Source organism: Listeria grandensis (genome assembly GCF_014322885.1).
GTDB classification, from domain to species: Bacteria; Bacillota; Bacilli; order Lactobacillales; family Listeriaceae; genus Listeria_A; species Listeria_A grandensis.
In genome coordinates, this window is record NZ_JAASUG010000004.1 from 154,153 (window position 1) to 172,082 (window position 17,930).

The window sequence follows — 17,930 nt, forward strand, 5'->3', positions numbered from 1 at the left end:
GATCCTACCTCCTCTTTTTCAACGATGGAAGATAAACTTCCAGAAATAATCACTTATAAAAGGGCTACACATAAAGCCTACCAGTATAAATGGAACAAAAGGTATTTTCTTCGCCTTTAGTCCCTTCTGAAACATATAGGCCGCCCCTATTAAGGTTACTCCAGAAAATACAGCTATCACAAAAATAAATAATGCTTCTTTAAGGCTGAGCAGAAAGCACAGAAGTATTAATAATTTTATATCACCAAACCCAAATCCTCGCCTAACAAGAAAGTATGTCCCTAGAAAGATAATACACCCCATAAATAATTGATATAATTGGCCTGAAAGCATATCCCGATTTGTTAAGCCATAAAAGCCCGCAAAACCGAGGAAATAAACCAACAATATGAGATTTGGTATGTGAAGATAGAATATATCACTGACATACAAAATTATAAGCAACGAAAAAATAAATACGTGTACGTAAAAGGAGTAATTAAATCCATACACTGAATATAGAGTGCAAATAAATATTGGTGATAATAACTCCACAATAAAATACGTCCTGCTCATCCGTTCATTACAACAATTAGAGCGCCCCTTAAGCATAACGAAAGACATAACTGGGATCATATCTATTGCTCGTAGCTTTTTTCCACAATGATCGCATTCTGATGATTTTCTGAGCAAAAATGGCCTTCTAACAGGATAACTAGAACCCACAACATGTAAGAATGACGCCAAAATTAAACTGTACGTTGATAAAATTAAATAAACCATGATATACCTCCAATCTCTTGGCTCTCAATATATCATGGGACAAAATAACTGTCACATTAGCATAAAACGTTTTCCAGTAGAATCAATCCCCTGAAAAAAGGGTTTTATCTAAGGGAAAATGATGATTCCTTCCAAAAGAAAGCGTTTAAAAACTTTTTATTAGTATTTTACAACTAATTGAAATCAAGCTAGAATAAGAAAAGGCTCTTTAAAAGAGCCCTTCCAAACCATATATACGTCAAACGTGTAACATATATTTTCTTATTTCTGAAATAAAGTATAGAGAACCAGTAATGAGTATTATTTCTTCAGAGTTATTTAACCAGCTGTTTAATTCACTCTCCCAATACTCAACCGGGACAACATTATTAGACTTTGCAATTCGTTCTACTTCATCTCTTGATAAAGCTCTTGGATAATCGAATGTAGTTATATATATCTTTGAGTTTTCGATTTCTTTTAGTAGCCCAATCATCGCTGTAAACTCCTTATCCTTCATCGCTGTAAATAGGACTTTGATGGCTCTTCCTTCAAACATTTTACTGGAATGCACCAAAGCAATAATTCCTTCTAGGTTATGCGCGCCATCTAGATAAACTATAGGCGATTCCTTCACTTTTTCCATGCGTCCCGGCCAACTGGCTTTTCCAATGCCTTTTTTTATGTGTTTATTGGTAATTGTAAACCGCTGTTCTTTAAGTAACTCTAATGTTTGTATAGCTACAGCTGCATTATTTAGCTGGTGATCTCCTAACAACCCAACTTCTATACCGGCAAGCTCATCGATTTGCGTACAGTAAGTAAACCTATTATCCTCTTCTTTTTGTACATGGAAATCAGTATCCAGTTGATATATATCCGCGTGAAATTCCGTCGCTCTTTTTTTATATAGACTTCGGATTTCCGGCTGTAACACACCACTAACTATTGGGACGCGTTGTTTAAAAATACCAGCCTTTTCTAGTGCAATGCTCTGTAGGGTATCCCCTAAAAACTCCATATGATCCATACCTATTGTTGTAACAACAGAGACTAGTGGTACGATAACATTGGTTGAATCCAACCTACCACCCAAGCCTACCTCGACAAGCCCGATATCAATCGCTGTGTAATCGGCAAAGTAAAGAAACATCATGACAGTAATGATTTCAAACTCAGAGGGATGGCCAAGATCCGTTTGATCGAGTTCATCTGCTAATGGTTTAATCTGATTACAAAGCGTGACAATCATATCATCACTTATTGGGGTCCCATTCATGCTAATTCGCTCATTAAATGTTTCAATATATGGAGAGGTAAAAGTTCCCACGCTATAACCTGACTGCTCTAAAACATTACGGATAAATGTCAATGTTGAGCCTTTTCCATTTGTTCCAGCGATATGAACCCATTTATTCTTTTTTTCTGGATGATTAAGCTTTGTTAACATCCACTCCATTCGCATAAGCCCTGGTTTAATACCCATTCGTAAAGTGCCATGAATCCATTCTAGCGCTTCCGTATATTCTTTAAAAAGCATATATGATTTCCTCCCTATGCTAAAAAATTAGACCTTCTGCTAAACCGAGTTTACAGAAGGCCCGAATTTGTTCATTTAATTATTTTTCAAAGAGTTAATTCTTTCTTCTACCAGCAATTTTTTCTCCGTATAGTCTTTTTCTTTTGCGCGCTCTTCTTCAATGACATTCTCAGGAGCCTTAGCCATGAATTTTTCATTAGATAGCTTGCCTTGTACTCGTGATACTTCTTTTTTCCATTTTGATAATTCTTTTTCTAAACGAGCGATTTCTTCCTCGATATTGATTAATCCTTCTAATGGTAAATATATTTCTGCGCCGGAAACAACAGCTGTCATCGCTGTTTTAGATGGCTCAATATCAAAAGAAATCGTTGTCGTTTCAGGATTACAGAACCGTTCAATATAGGAAATATTCTCTTCTAAAATCGCTTTATGATCCTCTGTTTTCGGTTTCAGTTGCAATTCTATTTGTTTGCTTAATGGCGTGTTTACTTCCGCTCGAATATTACGAACTGCTCGGATAACCTCTACCAATAATTTCATTGATTCTGCAGCATCTTTGTCAATCTGCGTTAGGTTGACTTTTGGCCAATCCGCAATAGTGATCGACGCTCCACCATGGGGCAAATTTTGCCAAATTTCTTCTGTGACAAATGGCATAAATGGATGTAATAATCTCATTGTATTATCCAGCACGTATGCTAACACCGACCTTGTTGTTTGCTTAGCCACGATATCATCGCCGTATAACGAGATTTTTGCAATCTCAATATACCAATCACAAAATTCATCCCAAATAAAATTGTAGAGTGTCCGTCCGACTTCACCGAATTCATACTTCTCAGCTAGATTTGTGACTGTCTCTATCGTTTCATTGAGGCGGGTTAATATCCATTTATCGCTGACTTCCGTGACATTGGATAAATTGATTTCTTCATGTGCCATGCCGTCCATATTCATTAACGCAAAACGAGATGCATTCCAAATCTTGTTGATAAAGTTCCAAGTAGATTCCACTTTTTCGAAACTAAACTTCAAATCCTGTCCTGGTGCAGTTCCTGTTGATAAAGTATAGCGTAACGAATCGGCGCCATATTTTTCGACAACATCGATCGGATCTACGCCATTACCCAGTGATTTAGACATCTTTTTACCGTCTGCATCTCGAACTAAACCGTGTATGAGTGTATCTTTAAACGGTCTCGTATCTGTAAATTCTACTGATTGGAAGATCATCCTAGATACCCAGAAAAAGATAATATCATAACCTGTTACAAGCGTACTCGTAGGGAAAAATTTCTTAAAATCAAGATTTTCTTCATCAGGCCATCCCATTGTCGAAAAAGGCCATAGAGCGGAACTAAACCACGTATCAAGAACATCTTCATCTTGACTCCAGTTTTCGATATCTGTTGGCGCTTCTTCTCCAACGTAAAGCTCGCCCGTTTCATTATGATACCAAGCCGGGATTCGGTGCCCCCACCATAACTGGCGCGATATACACCAATCATGAATATTCTCCATCCATGATAAATATGTTTTTTCAAAGCGCTCTGGAATGAAATTCACTTTTTCATCTTGGCTTTCTTGTAATTTCACTGCTTGTTCTGCCAATGGTTGCATTTTTACAAACCATTGCATAGAAAGGTATGGTTCTACAACTGCTCCAGTACGCTCAGAGTGCCCGACAGAGTGCAAGTGCGGTTCTTGTTTGATGAAAAGCCCTAACTCTTTGAAATCTTCAATAATTGCTTTTCTAGCTTCAAAACGGTCCATACCATTGTATTTTCCAGAGGCTTCATTCATCGTCGCATCTTCGTTCATCACGATAACTCGTGGCAAATCGTGACGATTACCTACTTCAAAATCATTAGGATCATGTGCAGGTGTGATTTTTACAACGCCAGAACCAAATTCACGTTCTACGTAATCATCGGCCACAATCGGAATTTCTCTACCAATAATCGGTAAAGTAATTGTTTTTCCTATAAATGACTGGTAACGCTCATCTTTCGGGTGCACAGCTACAGCCGTATCACCAGGAATGGTTTCTGGTCTTGTTGTAGCTACTTCAAGGAAGCCGGATCCGTCTGTTAGCGGGTATTTCAAATGATAGAACTGACCTTCTACATCTTGGTGAATAACCTCAATATCTGACAGAGCAGTCTTAGCAACTGGATCCCAGTTAATAATATACTGGCCACGATAAATCAAGTTTTTTTCATAAAGAGAAACAAACACTTTTTTCACTGCATCAGATAAGCCAGCATCTAATGTGAACCTTTCTCTTGAATAATCTAAGCCTAAACCGATCTTTTTCCATTGTTCTCTGATGACAGAAGCATATTCTTCTTTCCAATCCCACGCTTTAGCTACGAATTTTTCGCGTCCAAGATCGTAACGAGAGATATCACTTTCGCGTAACTTAGCTTCCACTTTGGCCTGTGTTGCGATACCTGCATGGTCCATCCCAGGCAAATATAACGTGTCAAAGCCTTGCATCCTTTTCATTCGCGTTAAAATATCTTGTAACGTTGTATCCCAAGCATGCCCTAAGTGCAGTTTACCTGTTACGTTTGGAGGCGGAATCACAACAGAGTACGCTGGTTTCTCATTCGTTCCATCTGCTTTGAAAAATCCTTGTTCAATCCACCAGTCATATCTATTCTTTTCTATAGCTTGCGGGTCATATTTTGTTGGCATATTCAGTTCGGTCATCTTTATTCCTCCTATTGGATCTATTTTCAGCTTTTTGAAGCACAAAAAAACTCCTCTCATCCATACAAAGGACGAAAAGAGCTATTCCGCGGTACCACCTTTTTACCGCACATTAAAGACGGCACTTCATTAGTTTAACGAGAGAAAGTTTCCCGATATTCCCTACTCAACTTTTTTCAGGAATACTGCTCAGAGGCTACGTTCAAATATTTTTCTTAGAGACTCACACCAACCGTCTCCTCTCTTAAAAAGAACAAATATTTTACTCTTCCTCATCCTTGCATTTACGAATATTTGAATGGATTTATTGTATCAAATAAACCGGATCGCGTCAACGTAATGCTTTCATGGACGCTTCTACTGCTTCTAGTGTTTTTGCTACTTCAACATCTGTGTGTTCCGTCGAGATGAACAATCCTTCATATTGAGAAGGTGGCAAAAAGATACCATTTTGAAGCATTTCTCGGTAATAATTAGCGAAGTAAGTTAAGTTTGATGTTTGTGCTGTATCGTAATTGATAACTTTTTGATCGGTGAAGTAAAAGCCAAACATAGAGCCCGCTTTATTGATAGACACCGGCACATCGTATTGCTTCGAAAGGAGTGACAGACCTTCTTCTAATTGATCAATCAACCCCCTAAAACCGTCGTAATGATGTGGTGTCAGTTGTTTCAATGTAGCATATCCAGCATTCATCGCTACCGGATTTCCAGATAACGTCCCTGCTTGATAAATAGATCCCGCCGGAGCGATTTGTTCCATGATTTCTTTTTTTCCGCCGTAAGCACCAACTGGAAGCCCTCCACCGATGACCTTGCCCAGACAAGTGATGTCTGGTGTCACAACATAGAGTCCTTGAGCACTATAGAAATCGACTCGGAAACCTGTCATAACCTCATCAAAAATAAGCAAACTTTCGTATTTTGTCGTAATTTCACGCAACCCTTCTAAAAAGCCTTCAATTGGAGGTACAACTCCCATATTACCAGCTACCGGTTCCACAATAATAGCGGCGATTTCTGAGCCGTATTTCTCGAAAACAAATTGAACACTTTCGAGGTCATTGTATGGAACAGCAATCGTATCAGCGGCAAGTCCTGGTGTCACGCCAGGTGAATCTGGCAAACCAAGTGTAGCAACACCTGATCCGGCTTTTATCAATAAAGAATCGCCATGTCCATGATAGCTTCCTTCAAACTTGACGATTTTATTTCTTTTTGTGTAGCCTCTTGCTAATCTAATCGCGCTCATTGTTGCTTCTGTTCCCGAGGAAACCATACGAACCATTTCAACGGACGGCACGCGTTCTATAACCAATTTGGCTAGTTCTGTCTCAATTTCCGTCGGTGTTCCAAAACTCGTTCCTTTTGTTACTGCTTCTGTTACTGCTTTGACAACACCGTCGTTGGCGTGCCCTAGAATCAATGGCCCCCATGATAAAACATAGTCTATATATTGGTTACCATCAATATCTGTGAGGTAAGCTCCTTTTCCACTCTCCATAAATACTGGATCGGCATCTACAGATTTGAAGGCTCGGACAGGACTATTTACACCACCTGGAAGTACTTTCTCAGCTTCTTTAAATGCTTTGATTGAATTGGTATACTTGCTCATCTACGCATCTCCTTTTAGATATGTCGCTACATCTTTTGCGAAATAAGTGATAATTAGACTTGCGCCTGCTCGTTTCATGCTTGTTAACATTTCCAACACGATTCGTTCCTCGTCAATCCACCCATTAGCGCTCGCCGCCTTTACCATTGCGTATTCGCCACTTACGTTATAGGCTACAACAGGAAGATTTGTTTGATTACGGACGTCACGGATGATATCCATATAAGAAAGAGACGGTTTGACGATTAAAAAGTCTGCTCCTTCTCGTTCATCACTCTTGGCTTCACGGAGTGCCTCTAAACGATTGGCTGGGTCCATTTGATATGTTTTGCGATCACCAAATTGTGGTGCGCTATTAGCCGCGTCACGAAATGGTCCATAGAAAGCTGATGCATATTTGACAGCATAGGACATGATCGGAATATCTATGTAACCCGCCTCATCCAATCCTTCTCGGATAATTTTCACAAAGCCGTCCATCATATTCGACGGAGCTATAATATCTGCCCCCGCCTCTGCTTGACTAATGGCCGTTTTTTTCAAAAGCTGAAGCGACTCGTCATTATCGACAGTTTCGTTTTTGATAACACCACAATGACCATGATCTGTGAACTCGCAAAGACAAGTATCAGCAACCACAATCATTTCCGGAGCTATTGTCTTCACTAAACGAGTGGCTTCTTGTACTATGCCATGCTGATGGTAGGCTCCTGATCCAACAGCGTCTTTATCATCCGGTAATCCAAATAAAATAATCGCTTTAATACCAAGTTCCGTCAATTCGCTAACTTCCGCTTCTAATTCATGTAGTGAAAATTGGAATACGCCAGGCATGGAGGAAACTTCAGTTTTCGGCTCTTGTCCTTCTTTGACAAAAATAGGATAAATTAAATCATCGGTATGCAATACGGTTTCTCGCACGATATCTCGCATAAAAGCACTGCTACGCAAGCGCCGATGTCTATCAAAATTTTGACTCATTAGACTAACTCCCTTTCAATTATTAATGTGCATGCTTGATGCATCGTATAATTCGACGGCTCATATGTGACAGCAAATCCGGAATCCTTGATTGCTTTCGTTGTAACTGGACCGATTGATACAATTTTGAGCGTTGTCAAATCTGCGTTATAGCATCTTAAAAAATGACGCCATGCAGAAGGGCTCGCAAAAACAGCCATGTCGATTGGAGTACTCTCGACAACCGTTTGCAATTTATCCGCCGCTTTTTCAGGCAAAATCGTTTCATAGATGATACATTCTGTAACCGCGTGCCCAGCTACTATGAATTGGTTCGCAATTTCACTGCGCGCGATATCACTTTTTGGTATAAAAATGCGCTGCTTTTCCATTCTTAGCGCTAACCACTCCTCAATAAATACATCTGTCGTAAAAAGAGTGGGCTCAAAATCAACAGTATAGCCGCGCGCAGTAATTGCTGCTGCTGTTTTTTCGCCAATGACCGCTATTTTCGTCTGAACGCCAATCGCTAATTTTTGTTCGAAAAAGTAACGTACGGTATTCACACTCGTGAAGATAATCCAATCATATTCGCTCGCATCTATTTCAATAGATCTGACACTCGTTTCAATCATCGGAACAGCCGATACGGAGAATCCAGCCTTTTCTAGAAAATGGATCCATGGTTCATTTTTACCGGATTCACGGGTTAGCAATATATGCTTAGCCATTGTCTCTTAATCCTTGAATAATTTCTTTCGCGCCAAGTTCTATTAGTTGGTTCGCAACGCTTAGTCCCAACGCCTTTGGATCTTTTCCTTGTTCGGTAATTTGATAAAACGTCTTGCCATCAACAGAACTTACGAGCCCTTTTAGCTCTAATTGTCCATCTCTTACAGTCGCATGTCCAGCAATTGGGATTTCACAACCTCCGTCCAACGCCTTCAAAAGCGTGCGCTCTGCCGTTACAGCATGCATTGTCTCCGGATCTTGTAAATTTACTAGCATCTCTTGTACAAAGATATCGCTTGTTCGGCATTCTATCGCTAATGCCCCTTGTCCAACGGCTGGTAGGCAAATCGTTTCTTCGAGGAAGACATACTTTTGTTCTATTTTATCAAGCCAATCCATGCGTTTCAAACCTGCAACGGCTAGAACAATCGCATCGAAATCCTCTTCTCGTAGCTTCCTAAGCCTCGTGTCAATGTTACCACGAATCGGCTTGATAGTAAGGTCTGGCCTCTTATGCAACAGTTGCGCAGCTCGTCTCAAACTGCTCGTCCCAATCACAGATCCCTCTGCCAGTTCTTCCAAACGACTAACGTCTTTAAAAATAAGACAATCGAGCGGATTTTCGCGTTTGGGCATTGCGCCAATCATTAATCCATCGGCTAATTCTGATGGGACATCCTTCATACTATGTACAGCAAAATCGATTCGCTGTTCGATTAGTGCATCCTCCACTTCCGAAACGAATAAGCCTTTTCCGCCAACTTTGCTAAGCGTTACATCCAAAATACGATCTCCTTTTGTGACGATTTCCTCGATTTCAAAGCTGATTTCGGGGAACTGTTCTTGAAGCTTCGCAATCACCCATTTTGTCTGTGTTAAGGCGAGCTGGCTACGTCTTGAGCCTACAATAATCTTACGTGTCATGCTTTTTCACCAACTTTTTCTTTCGTTATTTCTGTTGCTATTTCCTGCTTTTTTAAATCAAATATTTTTTGAAACACCGTGATATCGTGCGTAGCATCCGAACTTGTCGCCATCTCTTTTAGCTCTGATATGGGCTGTTTGAGCAATTGATTTATGATGCTCTTCATATGCTTACCAACAATGACTTGCTCACGCTCCGTTAGATTCGGTAATTTATTAGTTAAGCTCTGCATCGTTTCGGCTTGAAGTTCCAAGGCCTTCTCCCGCAGATCTTTGATAATCGGAACGACGCCTAACTGTTTCTCCCATTCGTAAAAATTCACACAAGCGACTTCAATTAGTTGCTCGATTTTGGCAACCATATCTTCGCGTTGTTGGGTATTTTCTTGAATGACATCCCCTAAGTCATCGATGTCAAACAGCGTCACATTGGGAATTTCTGCACAAGTTGCTTCAACATTTCGTGGCAAAGCGATATCTACAATAACTAGTGGCTCTTTACGTTTAGCCATAATTTCCGACACAAGTCGTTGCGTAATAATCGGAGCCGTTGCAGATGTCGATGTGATCACAATTTCTGCCTGCATTAACTGCTCATTTAATTTCTCATATTCCCGCCACTGAACACCGAGTTGTTGCGCCGCCATTTCTGCACGTGTGCTGGTCCTGTTTAAAAGTGTCAAATCTACTATTTTAGCTCCCAACATGTTTTGAATAGCTAATACACCCATTTTCCCAGCGCCGATGACAACTGTTTTCTTACTGGAAACGTCCGAAAATCTTTTTTTCACGACCTCTACCGCAGCATAGCTGATGGAAACCGCATTTTCGTTGATTTTCATCGTGTGGTGGATATTTTTCGCAAAATGGATGGCTTCCCGAAACAGTTGGTTCAAAATCGTGCCAGTTGTGCCAATCGTTTGTGCGCTTGTAAACGCATCTTTTACTTGTCCTAGAATCTGTGTTTCACCAAGAATTAACGAATCTAGTCCACTCGTCACACGATATAAATGCTTTACAGCCGCATCTTCTTCAAAAAACAGCAAATAAGGCTCCAAAATTTGCATATCCATTTGGAACCAATTGGCTAAGAAACGCTTCATATAATATCTTCCTGTATGGATTTGATCCACAACAGCAAAAATTTCAGTGCGATTACACGTCGAGATAATGATGTTTTCCAAAATACTCTTTTCTTGATGCAAGGAAACCAATGCCATTTCCTCTTCTTCTGGATTGAAAGCTAGCCGTTCTCGTATTTCGATTGGCGCGCTTGTATGGTTAAGACCGACAGAGAGAATGTACATCAATAAGCCCCCTTTTTACATTTATAAATTCAAGATTCATTCTATCACTTTTTAGAATGGGCGCCAACTTGTTCGCTTGTGAATATTGGCAACGACTTACTGCATTGCTTCTTCAATTAGTTTCCATGCTTCTTCTTTGCCCATCTTTGTTTCTGATGAAAACATCACAAAACCATCTTCTGGATCAAAATCTAAGGTTTCTTTGACTACTTTCATGTTTTTGTGCCATTTACTGCGCGGAATTTTATCTGCTTTCGTAGCAATGACAATAACCGGTATTTGATAGTACTTCAAAAATTCATACATGTTGCGATCATCTTCTGTTGGCTTGTGGCGTAGATCTACAATCTGAATAACTGCTTTTAATGGCGTTCTACTCGTCATGTACGTTTCGATCATCTCGCCCCATTTATGACGTTCTTTCTTCGATACTTTCGCAAAACCATAACCTGGAACATCTACGAAAAAGAACGAGTCTTCAATTTTATAAAAATTCAATGTTTGCGTTTTACCTGGTTTTTGAGAGATCCGAGCCATACTTTTGCGGCGAATCATGGTATTGATGAACGAAGATTTCCCAACATTCGAACGGCCAGCAAGCGCGAATTCTGGCAACCCGCCTTCTGGATACTGTTCTTTCCAAACAGCGCTTATTACAAGTTCTACATTATTTATATTCATAATTTCCACCTTTGTCTAAATTGATCTTTTTTAAGTATAACGGAATTGGCGTAATTAAGCAAAAAGGCTCTTCCGCAAAACGGGAGAACCTTTCTTCTAAACTAAATTTGTGATACTTCTGCTTGTACGCGAGCGATGAACACATCAAGCGGTAATGTTTCGGAATCTTTTTCCCCATATTTTCGAACGTTGACTGTGTTATTTTCGACTTCTTGGTCGCCGATTACGAGTGCATATGGAATTTTTTTAGTTTGTGCTTCGCGGATTTTATATCCTAATTTTTCATTGCGCTCGTCTACTTCTGTACGGAAACCTGCGTACATCAGCTTATCTTGTAATGCTTTACTATGCGCTAAATGTGCGTCAATGCTAACTGGGATGATTTCCATTTGCACTGGGGCTAACCAAGTTGGGAATGCTCCTTTGTACTCTTCAATCAAATAAGCAACAAAGCGTTCCATTGTAGAAACGACACCGCGGTGAATAACAACTGGACGATGTTTTTCGCCATCTTCCCCAATGTAAGTTAAGTCAAAGCGTTCTGGAAGTAGGAAATCTAGTTGAACAGTCGACAATGTTTCATCTTTACCAATCGCCGTTTTAACCATGACATCTAGTTTCGGACCGTAAAAGGCTGCTTCGCCATCTGCTTCATAGTAGTCCAAGCCCATATCGTCCATGGCGTCTTTTAACATACCTTGTGCTTTTTCCCACATGGCGTCATCGTCGAAGTACTTCTCTGTGTTTTCTGGATCGCGATAGCTTAGGCGGAAGCTGTAATCCGTGATATCAAAATCTTTATATACCGCCAACACAAGCTCGACAACACGCTTAAATTCGTCTTGAATTTGGTCAGGGCGGACAAATACGTGAGCATCATTTAGAGTCATTCCGCGAACCCGTTGTAGGCCTGATAACGCGCCACTCATCTCGTAACGATGCATCATGCCAAGTTCGGCAATACGAATAGGCAGTTCGCGGTAACTGTGGATATCATTTTTATAAATCATCATGTGATGCGGGCAGTTCATCGGACGCAGCACTAGTTCTTCATTATCCATTTTCATAACGGGGAACATATCTTCATGATAGTGATCCCAGTGACCGCTTGTTTTATAGAGCTCCACATTCGCCATGATTGGCGTATACACATGGTTATAACCAAGCCGTTCTTCCTTATCAACGATGTAACGTTCAATAACGCGGCGAATTGTTGCGCCCTTTGGAAGCCACAGTGGTAAGCCTTGTCCAACTTCTTGACTGTTTGTGAACAACTCAAGCTCTTTCCCAAGCTTACGGTGATCACGCTCCTTCGCCTCTTGTTGCATACGTAAAAATTCTTTTAAGCCATTCTTATCGAAAAAGGCTGTGCCGTAAATACGTTGTAGCATTTTGTTGTTGCTATCGCCACGCCAGTAAGCGCCGGCAACACTTAGCAATTGGAAAACTTGGATTTTACCAGTAGACGGGACGTGAATACCACGACATAAATCGAAAAATTCACCTTGTGTATAGATAGTTACTGTTTCGTCTGCTGGAATTGCTTCAATCAACTCTAATTTATAATGGTCACCGATGGCTTTGAAGCGATTGATAGCTTCTTCACGAGACACTTCTTCACGAGTGATTGGTAAATTTTCACGAATAATTTTTTGCATTTCTTTTTCGATGACTGGGAACGTTTCTTCGCTGATCGCAACCTCTGTATCGATATCGTAATAAAAACCAGATTCAATTGCTGGACCCACACCAAATGTTACATCTGGATATAAGCGTTTCAAGGCTTGGGCTAGTAAATGTGCAGAACTGTGTCGCAAAATTTGTAGCGCATCTTCATGATCTGGAGTCACAATTTCGATTTTTGAATCCTCGTGAATCGGTGTCACAAGGTCAACCAAAGTTCCGTTCACTTTACCTGCTAACGCTTTTTTCTTAAGACCTGGGCTGATTGATGCTGCGATATCAGCGGTTGAGACGCCTGCCTCAAATTCTTTTACTGCACCATCTGGAAATGTAATTTTCATTTTTTTCGACTCCTTCTTCAAATTTTTAGACGAAACGCGGACATTTTCAAGCACATTCTAACCTTTAGGAACAAAAAAAGACCCATCCCATGCTTATGCAAGGGACGAGTCTTTCAACACGTGGTTCCACCCAAGATTCAAGAACTCTAACAGAATTCTACTCTTGTCACAGTTAACGGTGTGATCCGTTCCAAACTACTCACTATTTCGAATGGAAAGTTCAAAGGGGGTCACTTTACTGGCTAATTAGGAGGGTCTCAGCAATGCCTCCTTCTCTGCAAATTAAACACGAGTAAAATGTTGTCCTTATCAATACTTGTTTCATCATTACCTGTATTATAAATCGGATGACGCAAAATGGCAAGCTTTTATATCAAAATCTAATATCGCCTGTTTCTGCCGTCCAGTTCGACCTCTTTCGACAAATAGCGAATCCGCTCCATAATACGGCGAGCTTTCATTCGCTCTTCGGTACCATTATTGGAAAACATCAGGTGGTTTTCCAGATGCTCCATGCTATAGTTGGATGAGAAAAACGTCGGTAATTCTTCTTGCATCCGGAATTGTAAGATAGCACCGAGCACTTCGTCACGCGTCCAGGTGGTCATAGATTCTGCCCCAATATCATCGAGCATTAGAATATCGGTTTCCTTTGCAAATTGAATCTTTTCACCCACGCTATTATCGGCAATAGATTGCTTGATTTCACGCATAAATTCAGGCAGGTAAACAAGCGTTGTCGAAATTCCTTTTAACGCCAAATCCTTGGCCATAGCACCAAGCAAATAAGACTTTCCTGTTCCAAAGCTACCGTGAATATATAAGCCTTTTTGCATGCCAGTCGCGCCTTTTTCATACGTGCTTAGAAATTCACCTGCAGCAAGAAATGCCGCGCTCCGTGATTCATTGTCGATCGTAAAATCGTCCAGTGTCGCTTCCATTACTTGTTTTGGCATATAGAGAGATCGAATCCGTTTTTCGATAGCACGCTGACGGTCTGCTTGGATTTTCTCTTCTGTTGGATAATACGTTACCGTGATATAGTCGCCATTAAGACTTAATCGTGGCGCATATCCGGGCATCAATGTATCTTCTTTTTGCTCATATTTCTGATGTTCCGTCATAAATTCGTAGAGCTTCGATAAGTTTTGGTTGATGATTTGTTCGGTTAAATCCGCCTTATTTTCTTGTAGAAAATGCTTCACCGGCGCGTAGGCAAACACTTGCTGTTTGAGCGTTTCATACTGTTTCTCAAAATCACGACCTTGAAAAAGCTGGCCGAGCGTTCGTTCGATTTTATCCATCGTTGTCACCTACCTTCCTTCAACCGTTTTTTCATTTCTTCGACTTGCTTATCAAGCGTTGATTTCTCACGAGTTGTCATCGCTTTTTCCACAGGCTTCACTTCTTCTTTATCAAACCAATCAGGCAAAATTTCTTTACGCCCTGTCTGGTTAAATTTACGATTGTTATTGCGATAATTGCTCGGCGCTTTCTGTGTACCTTCTTCTTGAAGTTTCTTGTACTTCTCATGTTCCGCCCATGCCATCTCCATAGCTTCTTTTGCGGTTTGCACTTTTTTGCGCTTCCAATGAGCCGCGATGGTCATCATATAGTTTTTAGAGATTTTACCATCTAGGCGAAGCAGCACATATTCGATCAGCACATTCATGACTGGAATCGGCAAATTTTGTTGCGCCATCACTTCATCAATAACTTTGAGGTCGGTTTCGGCAGGCACAGCGCCATCGCTAATATCGACCATTAATTGGTACGGAGTCACATTTTCCAAGTAATACGCCAATGCTTCCGTATCAGAGGCACCTTCTTGCAGTTCTTGCTTGGTTGTCGTCTCGGGTGGTGCCGCCGTTTTCGCCTTTAATTCCGGCAAACGATTGTGCTGCATTTGGTAGCCGTCCCGCACGATTTTACGTAGGTAATCTAAATCGAGTGTGCCGTCCGCTTGCACAGAACGATACAGATAATGTACCATGTCGAGCTCTTCAATCGCATAAATCGCATGTAGCTTCAAGATGCAGGCGCGAACTTCTTCGGTCACCGCATTTCGCGATAACATCGTTGGCGACAAACTTTGAATCATCACGGCAAAATCGAAGGCCTTATCATCAAGCGTCAAACCACGTGACTGTGCTCGGCCAACCGGTTCCCCATTTTCGACGGTAGTCACCGGCAATTCACTTCCTGTAAATGTCTCAAAAACATCTTGAAACGAGCGCGTCACTTCATCGAATCCATCCTCTGACATCGGTGTATCAGAAAAGAAGCGACGCAAACGCTGATACTGCGCATTACCAATCTTGCTATATAGATAAATATTGAGTAAGCCATCGGAAAAAAACTGTTCTGGGGAAAGCGGTGCTGCCATTTCGTATATGTAATGTCGGGATTCACCGACCGTTTGCACGAAACTGCGCAATAAACCCAATCCTTCCAATTTTAAACGCGCTTGAAAAAGGTTCGGCAAGCTGATGCCAAGCAGGTTGAGTAGCTGCGTGTGGCTGTGACTTTCGGACCAGAGCCGATTCTCTTCCACTTCGGTCACAAGCGTGTCATAAAGCGCTAGACATTCGGCTCCCATCAGTGGTTGATATAAAAAAGTCAAGATTTTGCGGTCTTTCTCTGACAAAACGCCATTCGCTTTCACACGATAGCTGTCGACCGGCTGTAACTCCATCCAAAATTCTGCCACGCTACTTCACCTTTCTTACTCTTGTTTTGTCTTATCCATTAATTCTTTGAGTTCATCTACAAAAACGCTAATATCTTTAAACTGGCGATATACAGAGGCAAAGCGCACATAGGCTACTTCGTCTAAAGTTGCCAGTTTATCCATCAGTTTCTCACCGATCAAATGCGAGGATACCTCACTCTCACCGATACTGCGCAATTCGCGTTCGACAGCGTTCACAACATCTTCTAGTTGCTCGACGGAAACTGGGCGCTTCTCGCAAGCACGAATGAGACCTCGCAATATTTTCTCTCTAGCGAACTCTTCTCTTACACCGTCTTTTTTCACAACAATCAGTGGGCTTTCTTCTACTTTTTCGAACGTTGTGAAGCGAAATCCGCATGCCTCACATTCTCTGCGTCGGCGAATGGAATTGCCATCATCCGCGGGTCTTGAATCTACGACACGTGAGTTATTACCTTTACACGATGGGCACTTCATTGTCATCCACTCCTTACTTGCTTTTTAACAGTATACCACGACTTGCCTACAACCTTCTACTTTGAAAAAGTGCGGATCAGCTCATCTACTTGTTGCTTTGTTTCAACCAAGCCATGCACATTATTGATTACGATGTCGGCATGTTTGATTTTTTCGGATAGTGGCATTTGACTGGATATCCTTGCTTTCGCGTCTTTTTCTGACAAATCATTTCGCTGCATCAGGCGCGCAAGCTGTGTCTGTTCATCGACATAAACAACGACAATCGTATCCACCATCGCTTCCAGTTTACTTTCTAGCAAAAGTGGAATATCAAAGACGATAACCTCGTGACCACGAGCAATCAACCTATCGCGTTCTGCAAGCATCCATTGCCTCACAAGCGGGTGCACAATCGCATTTAAGGTCTCCCTTTTTTCCGAATCATGAAAAATAATCTCACCCAATTTGGGGCGATCTAACTCTCCATCTTTGCCAAAAACCGCCTCTCCAAAAGCGGCTTGGATAAGCTTTGCGCCTTCCGTGTTTTTTGCAACGACTTTTCTGGCAGCGATGTCCGCGTCAACGATCGGGAATCCGGCATCAGCTAACATATTGCTAACCGTCGTTTTCCCGCTGGCGATGCCTCCTGTTAAACCGATAATATAAGCCATATTCATCCCCTATTTCTGGCATTTCGGGCAAAAATGGGTGCCACGACCGTTTAGCTTGATTTTCACAATCGGCGTACCACAGACAGGACACGGGTTGCCTTTTTCGCCGTAAACTTGCAACTTATCTTGATAACCGCCAATCTTGCCTTGTGAATTGACATACGTCCGAATCGTCGAACCGCCGAGGGCAACTGCTTCTGTCATGATCGCTTTCGTGCTCTCGTATAATCGTTTAATTTCCGCAGGTTTAAGCGTGTTAGCCGGCCTCTCTGGTAGCACTTTTGCTTGGAAACAAATTTCATCTGCGTAAATATTGCCGATTCCCGCTACAAGACTTTGGTCGAGCAAAACGGTTTTGACAGCGCGCCCTGATTTTGTTAGTTTCTCTCCAAAAACGCCTTTCTTAAAACTTGCGGAGAGCGGTTCTGGTCCTAATTTTTGGATGGATTTTGTGAGACCTTCTTGATGTTTGAGAACGAGTTCCATCGTGCCAAATTTGCGGACATCGAGATAGCGTAGCTCGGTGTTATCCGTAAAATGGAAGGTGACGTGTGTGTGTTTATCGATTGGATCAGTAGCATCATGAAGGCGATACTTCCCTTCCATCCGTAAGTGTGACAGTAAAGTACCGTCCGTTGTATCGATGAGTAGAAATTTGCCACGACGGCGAACGCCTTCGATTTTTTGACCGATCATGTTGCCGATAAACTGCTCGGCTGGCATCCCCACAATCATCTTTGGAACACCAACCGTTACTTGATCCATTTCCTTACCTACCACAAGTTCGGCGAGAGTAGCCCGAACATTTTCTACTTCTGGTAATTCTGGCATGTTTTTAACCC

At 41.4% G+C, this 17,930-nt stretch carries 15 protein-coding genes and 2 other annotated features; all 15 genes read right to left on the reverse strand.

Annotation, left to right across the window (positions count from 1 at the left end; translation table 11 throughout):
• Nucleotides 1-18: 18 nt before the first annotated feature.
• The 15 genes from HCJ54_RS15680 to mutM all read right to left on the reverse strand — a co-directional run bounded on the left by HCJ54_RS15680 (nt 19) and on the right by mutM (nt 17,919).
• On the reverse strand, nt 19-762 hold the full coding sequence (locus HCJ54_RS15680; RefSeq protein ID WP_187137168.1) for a prepilin peptidase: 744 nt from the start codon (nt 760-762) through the stop codon (nt 19-21).
• A 238-nt stretch (nt 763-1,000) separates the two neighbouring features.
• Nucleotides 1,001-2,281 (reverse strand): bifunctional folylpolyglutamate synthase/dihydrofolate synthase, encoded by a 1,281-nt coding sequence (locus HCJ54_RS07325; RefSeq protein ID WP_187137169.1) that lies wholly within the window; start codon nt 2,279-2,281, stop codon nt 1,001-1,003.
• A 75-nt stretch (nt 2,282-2,356) separates the two neighbouring features.
• The gene (locus tag HCJ54_RS07330) at nt 2,357-4,999 is read right to left on the reverse strand and encodes a valine--tRNA ligase (protein ID WP_187137170.1); all 2,643 of its coding nucleotides are present in this window, start codon (nt 4,997-4,999) and stop codon (nt 2,357-2,359) included.
• Between the two features lie 64 nt (nt 5,000-5,063).
• Nucleotides 5,064-5,287 (reverse strand) — a binding site (T-box leader).
• Nucleotides 5,288-5,330: 43 nt separating this feature from the next.
• A complete protein-coding gene (hemL, locus tag HCJ54_RS07335) occupies nt 5,331-6,617 on the reverse strand; it encodes a glutamate-1-semialdehyde 2,1-aminomutase (RefSeq protein ID WP_185409184.1) in 1,287 nt (428 codons plus the stop codon).
• Nucleotides 6,618-7,598 carry a porphobilinogen synthase gene (gene hemB, locus HCJ54_RS07340; protein WP_187137171.1) on the reverse strand — a complete coding sequence of 327 codons (981 nt, stop codon included), beginning with the start codon at nt 7,596-7,598 and terminating at the stop codon, nt 6,618-6,620.
• Nucleotides 7,598-8,308, reverse strand: a complete 711-nt coding sequence (locus HCJ54_RS07345) for a uroporphyrinogen-III synthase (protein WP_187137172.1) — start codon at nt 8,306-8,308, stop codon at nt 7,598-7,600. Before HCJ54_RS07345 ends, hemB begins: the two co-directional genes overlap by 1 nt.
• The gene (gene hemC, locus HCJ54_RS07350) at nt 8,301-9,233 is read right to left on the reverse strand and encodes a hydroxymethylbilane synthase (RefSeq protein WP_187137173.1); all 933 of its coding nucleotides are present in this window, start codon (nt 9,231-9,233) and stop codon (nt 8,301-8,303) included. Before hemC ends, HCJ54_RS07345 begins: the two co-directional genes overlap by 8 nt.
• Nucleotides 9,230-10,540, reverse strand: coding sequence for a glutamyl-tRNA reductase (gene hemA / locus HCJ54_RS07355; protein WP_187137174.1), 1,311 nt, complete (start codon nt 10,538-10,540; stop codon nt 9,230-9,232). Before hemA ends, hemC begins: the two co-directional genes overlap by 4 nt.
• Before the next feature lie 96 nt (nt 10,541-10,636).
• Nucleotides 10,637-11,221 (reverse strand): ribosome biogenesis GTP-binding protein YihA/YsxC, encoded by a 585-nt coding sequence (gene yihA, locus HCJ54_RS07360; RefSeq protein ID WP_036066740.1) that lies wholly within the window; start codon nt 11,219-11,221, stop codon nt 10,637-10,639.
• A 101-nt stretch (nt 11,222-11,322) separates the two neighbouring features.
• Nucleotides 11,323-13,245: a threonine--tRNA ligase gene (gene thrS / locus HCJ54_RS07365; RefSeq protein WP_187137175.1), complete on the reverse strand. Its 1,923-nt coding sequence runs from the start codon at nt 13,243-13,245 to the stop codon at nt 11,323-11,325.
• A 97-nt stretch (nt 13,246-13,342) separates the two neighbouring features.
• Nucleotides 13,343-13,567: a binding site (T-box leader), on the reverse strand.
• 58 nt (nt 13,568-13,625) lie between these two features.
• Nucleotides 13,626-14,549, reverse strand: a complete 924-nt coding sequence (dnaI, locus tag HCJ54_RS07370) for a primosomal protein DnaI (protein WP_187137176.1) — start codon at nt 14,547-14,549, stop codon at nt 13,626-13,628.
• 5 nt (nt 14,550-14,554) lie between these two features.
• Nucleotides 14,555-15,955, reverse strand: a complete 1,401-nt coding sequence (locus HCJ54_RS07375) for a DnaD domain protein (protein ID WP_187137177.1) — start codon at nt 15,953-15,955, stop codon at nt 14,555-14,557.
• Between the two features lie 15 nt (nt 15,956-15,970).
• Entirely contained in the window at nt 15,971-16,435 is a 465-nt protein-coding gene (gene nrdR / locus HCJ54_RS07380) for a transcriptional regulator NrdR (protein ID WP_036066737.1), read from the reverse strand.
• Nucleotides 16,436-16,491: 56 nt separating this feature from the next.
• On the reverse strand, nt 16,492-17,088 hold the full coding sequence (gene coaE / locus HCJ54_RS07385) for a dephospho-CoA kinase (RefSeq protein WP_187137178.1): 597 nt from the start codon (nt 17,086-17,088) through the stop codon (nt 16,492-16,494).
• A 9-nt stretch (nt 17,089-17,097) separates the two neighbouring features.
• A complete protein-coding gene (gene mutM / locus HCJ54_RS07390; RefSeq protein WP_187137179.1) occupies nt 17,098-17,919 on the reverse strand; it encodes a DNA-formamidopyrimidine glycosylase in 822 nt (273 codons plus the stop codon).
• Nucleotides 17,920-17,930 lie beyond the last annotated feature (11 nt).

Excerpts from the sequence above, each read along its gene's own strand:
- nrdR (WP_036066737.1), bottom strand. The coding sequence starts at position 16,435 with ATGAAGTGCCCATCGTGTAAAGGTAATAACTCACGTGTCGTAGATTCA.
- hemA (WP_187137174.1), bottom strand. The coding sequence starts at position 10,540 with ATGTACATTCTCTCTGTCGGTCTTAACCATACAAGCGCGCCAATCGAA.
- hemL (WP_185409184.1), bottom strand. The coding sequence starts at position 6,617 with ATGAGCAAGTATACCAATTCAATCAAAGCATTTAAAGAAGCTGAGAAA.
- hemC (WP_187137173.1), bottom strand. The coding sequence starts at position 9,233 with ATGACACGTAAGATTATTGTAGGCTCAAGACGTAGCCAGCTCGCCTTA.
- hemB (WP_187137171.1), bottom strand. The coding sequence starts at position 7,598 with ATGAGTCAAAATTTTGATAGACATCGGCGCTTGCGTAGCAGTGCTTTT.
- coaE (WP_187137178.1), bottom strand. The coding sequence starts at position 17,088 with ATGGCTTATATTATCGGTTTAACAGGAGGCATCGCCAGCGGGAAAACG.
- dnaI (WP_187137176.1), bottom strand. The coding sequence starts at position 14,549 with ATGGATAAAATCGAACGAACGCTCGGCCAGCTTTTTCAAGGTCGTGAT.
- HCJ54_RS07330 (WP_187137170.1), bottom strand. The coding sequence starts at position 4,999 with ATGACCGAACTGAATATGCCAACAAAATATGACCCGCAAGCTATAGAA.
- HCJ54_RS07345 (WP_187137172.1), bottom strand. The coding sequence starts at position 8,308 with ATGGCTAAGCATATATTGCTAACCCGTGAATCCGGTAAAAATGAACCA.
- HCJ54_RS07325 (WP_187137169.1), bottom strand. The coding sequence starts at position 2,281 with ATGCTTTTTAAAGAATATACGGAAGCGCTAGAATGGATTCATGGCACT.
- mutM (WP_187137179.1), bottom strand. The coding sequence starts at position 17,919 with ATGCCAGAATTACCAGAAGTAGAAAATGTTCGGGCTACTCTCGCCGAA.
- HCJ54_RS15680 (WP_187137168.1), bottom strand. The coding sequence starts at position 762 with ATGGTTTATTTAATTTTATCAACGTACAGTTTAATTTTGGCGTCATTC.
- yihA (WP_036066740.1), bottom strand. The coding sequence starts at position 11,221 with ATGAATATAAATAATGTAGAACTTGTAATAAGCGCTGTTTGGAAAGAA.
- thrS (WP_187137175.1), bottom strand. The coding sequence starts at position 13,245 with ATGAAAATTACATTTCCAGATGGTGCAGTAAAAGAATTTGAGGCAGGC.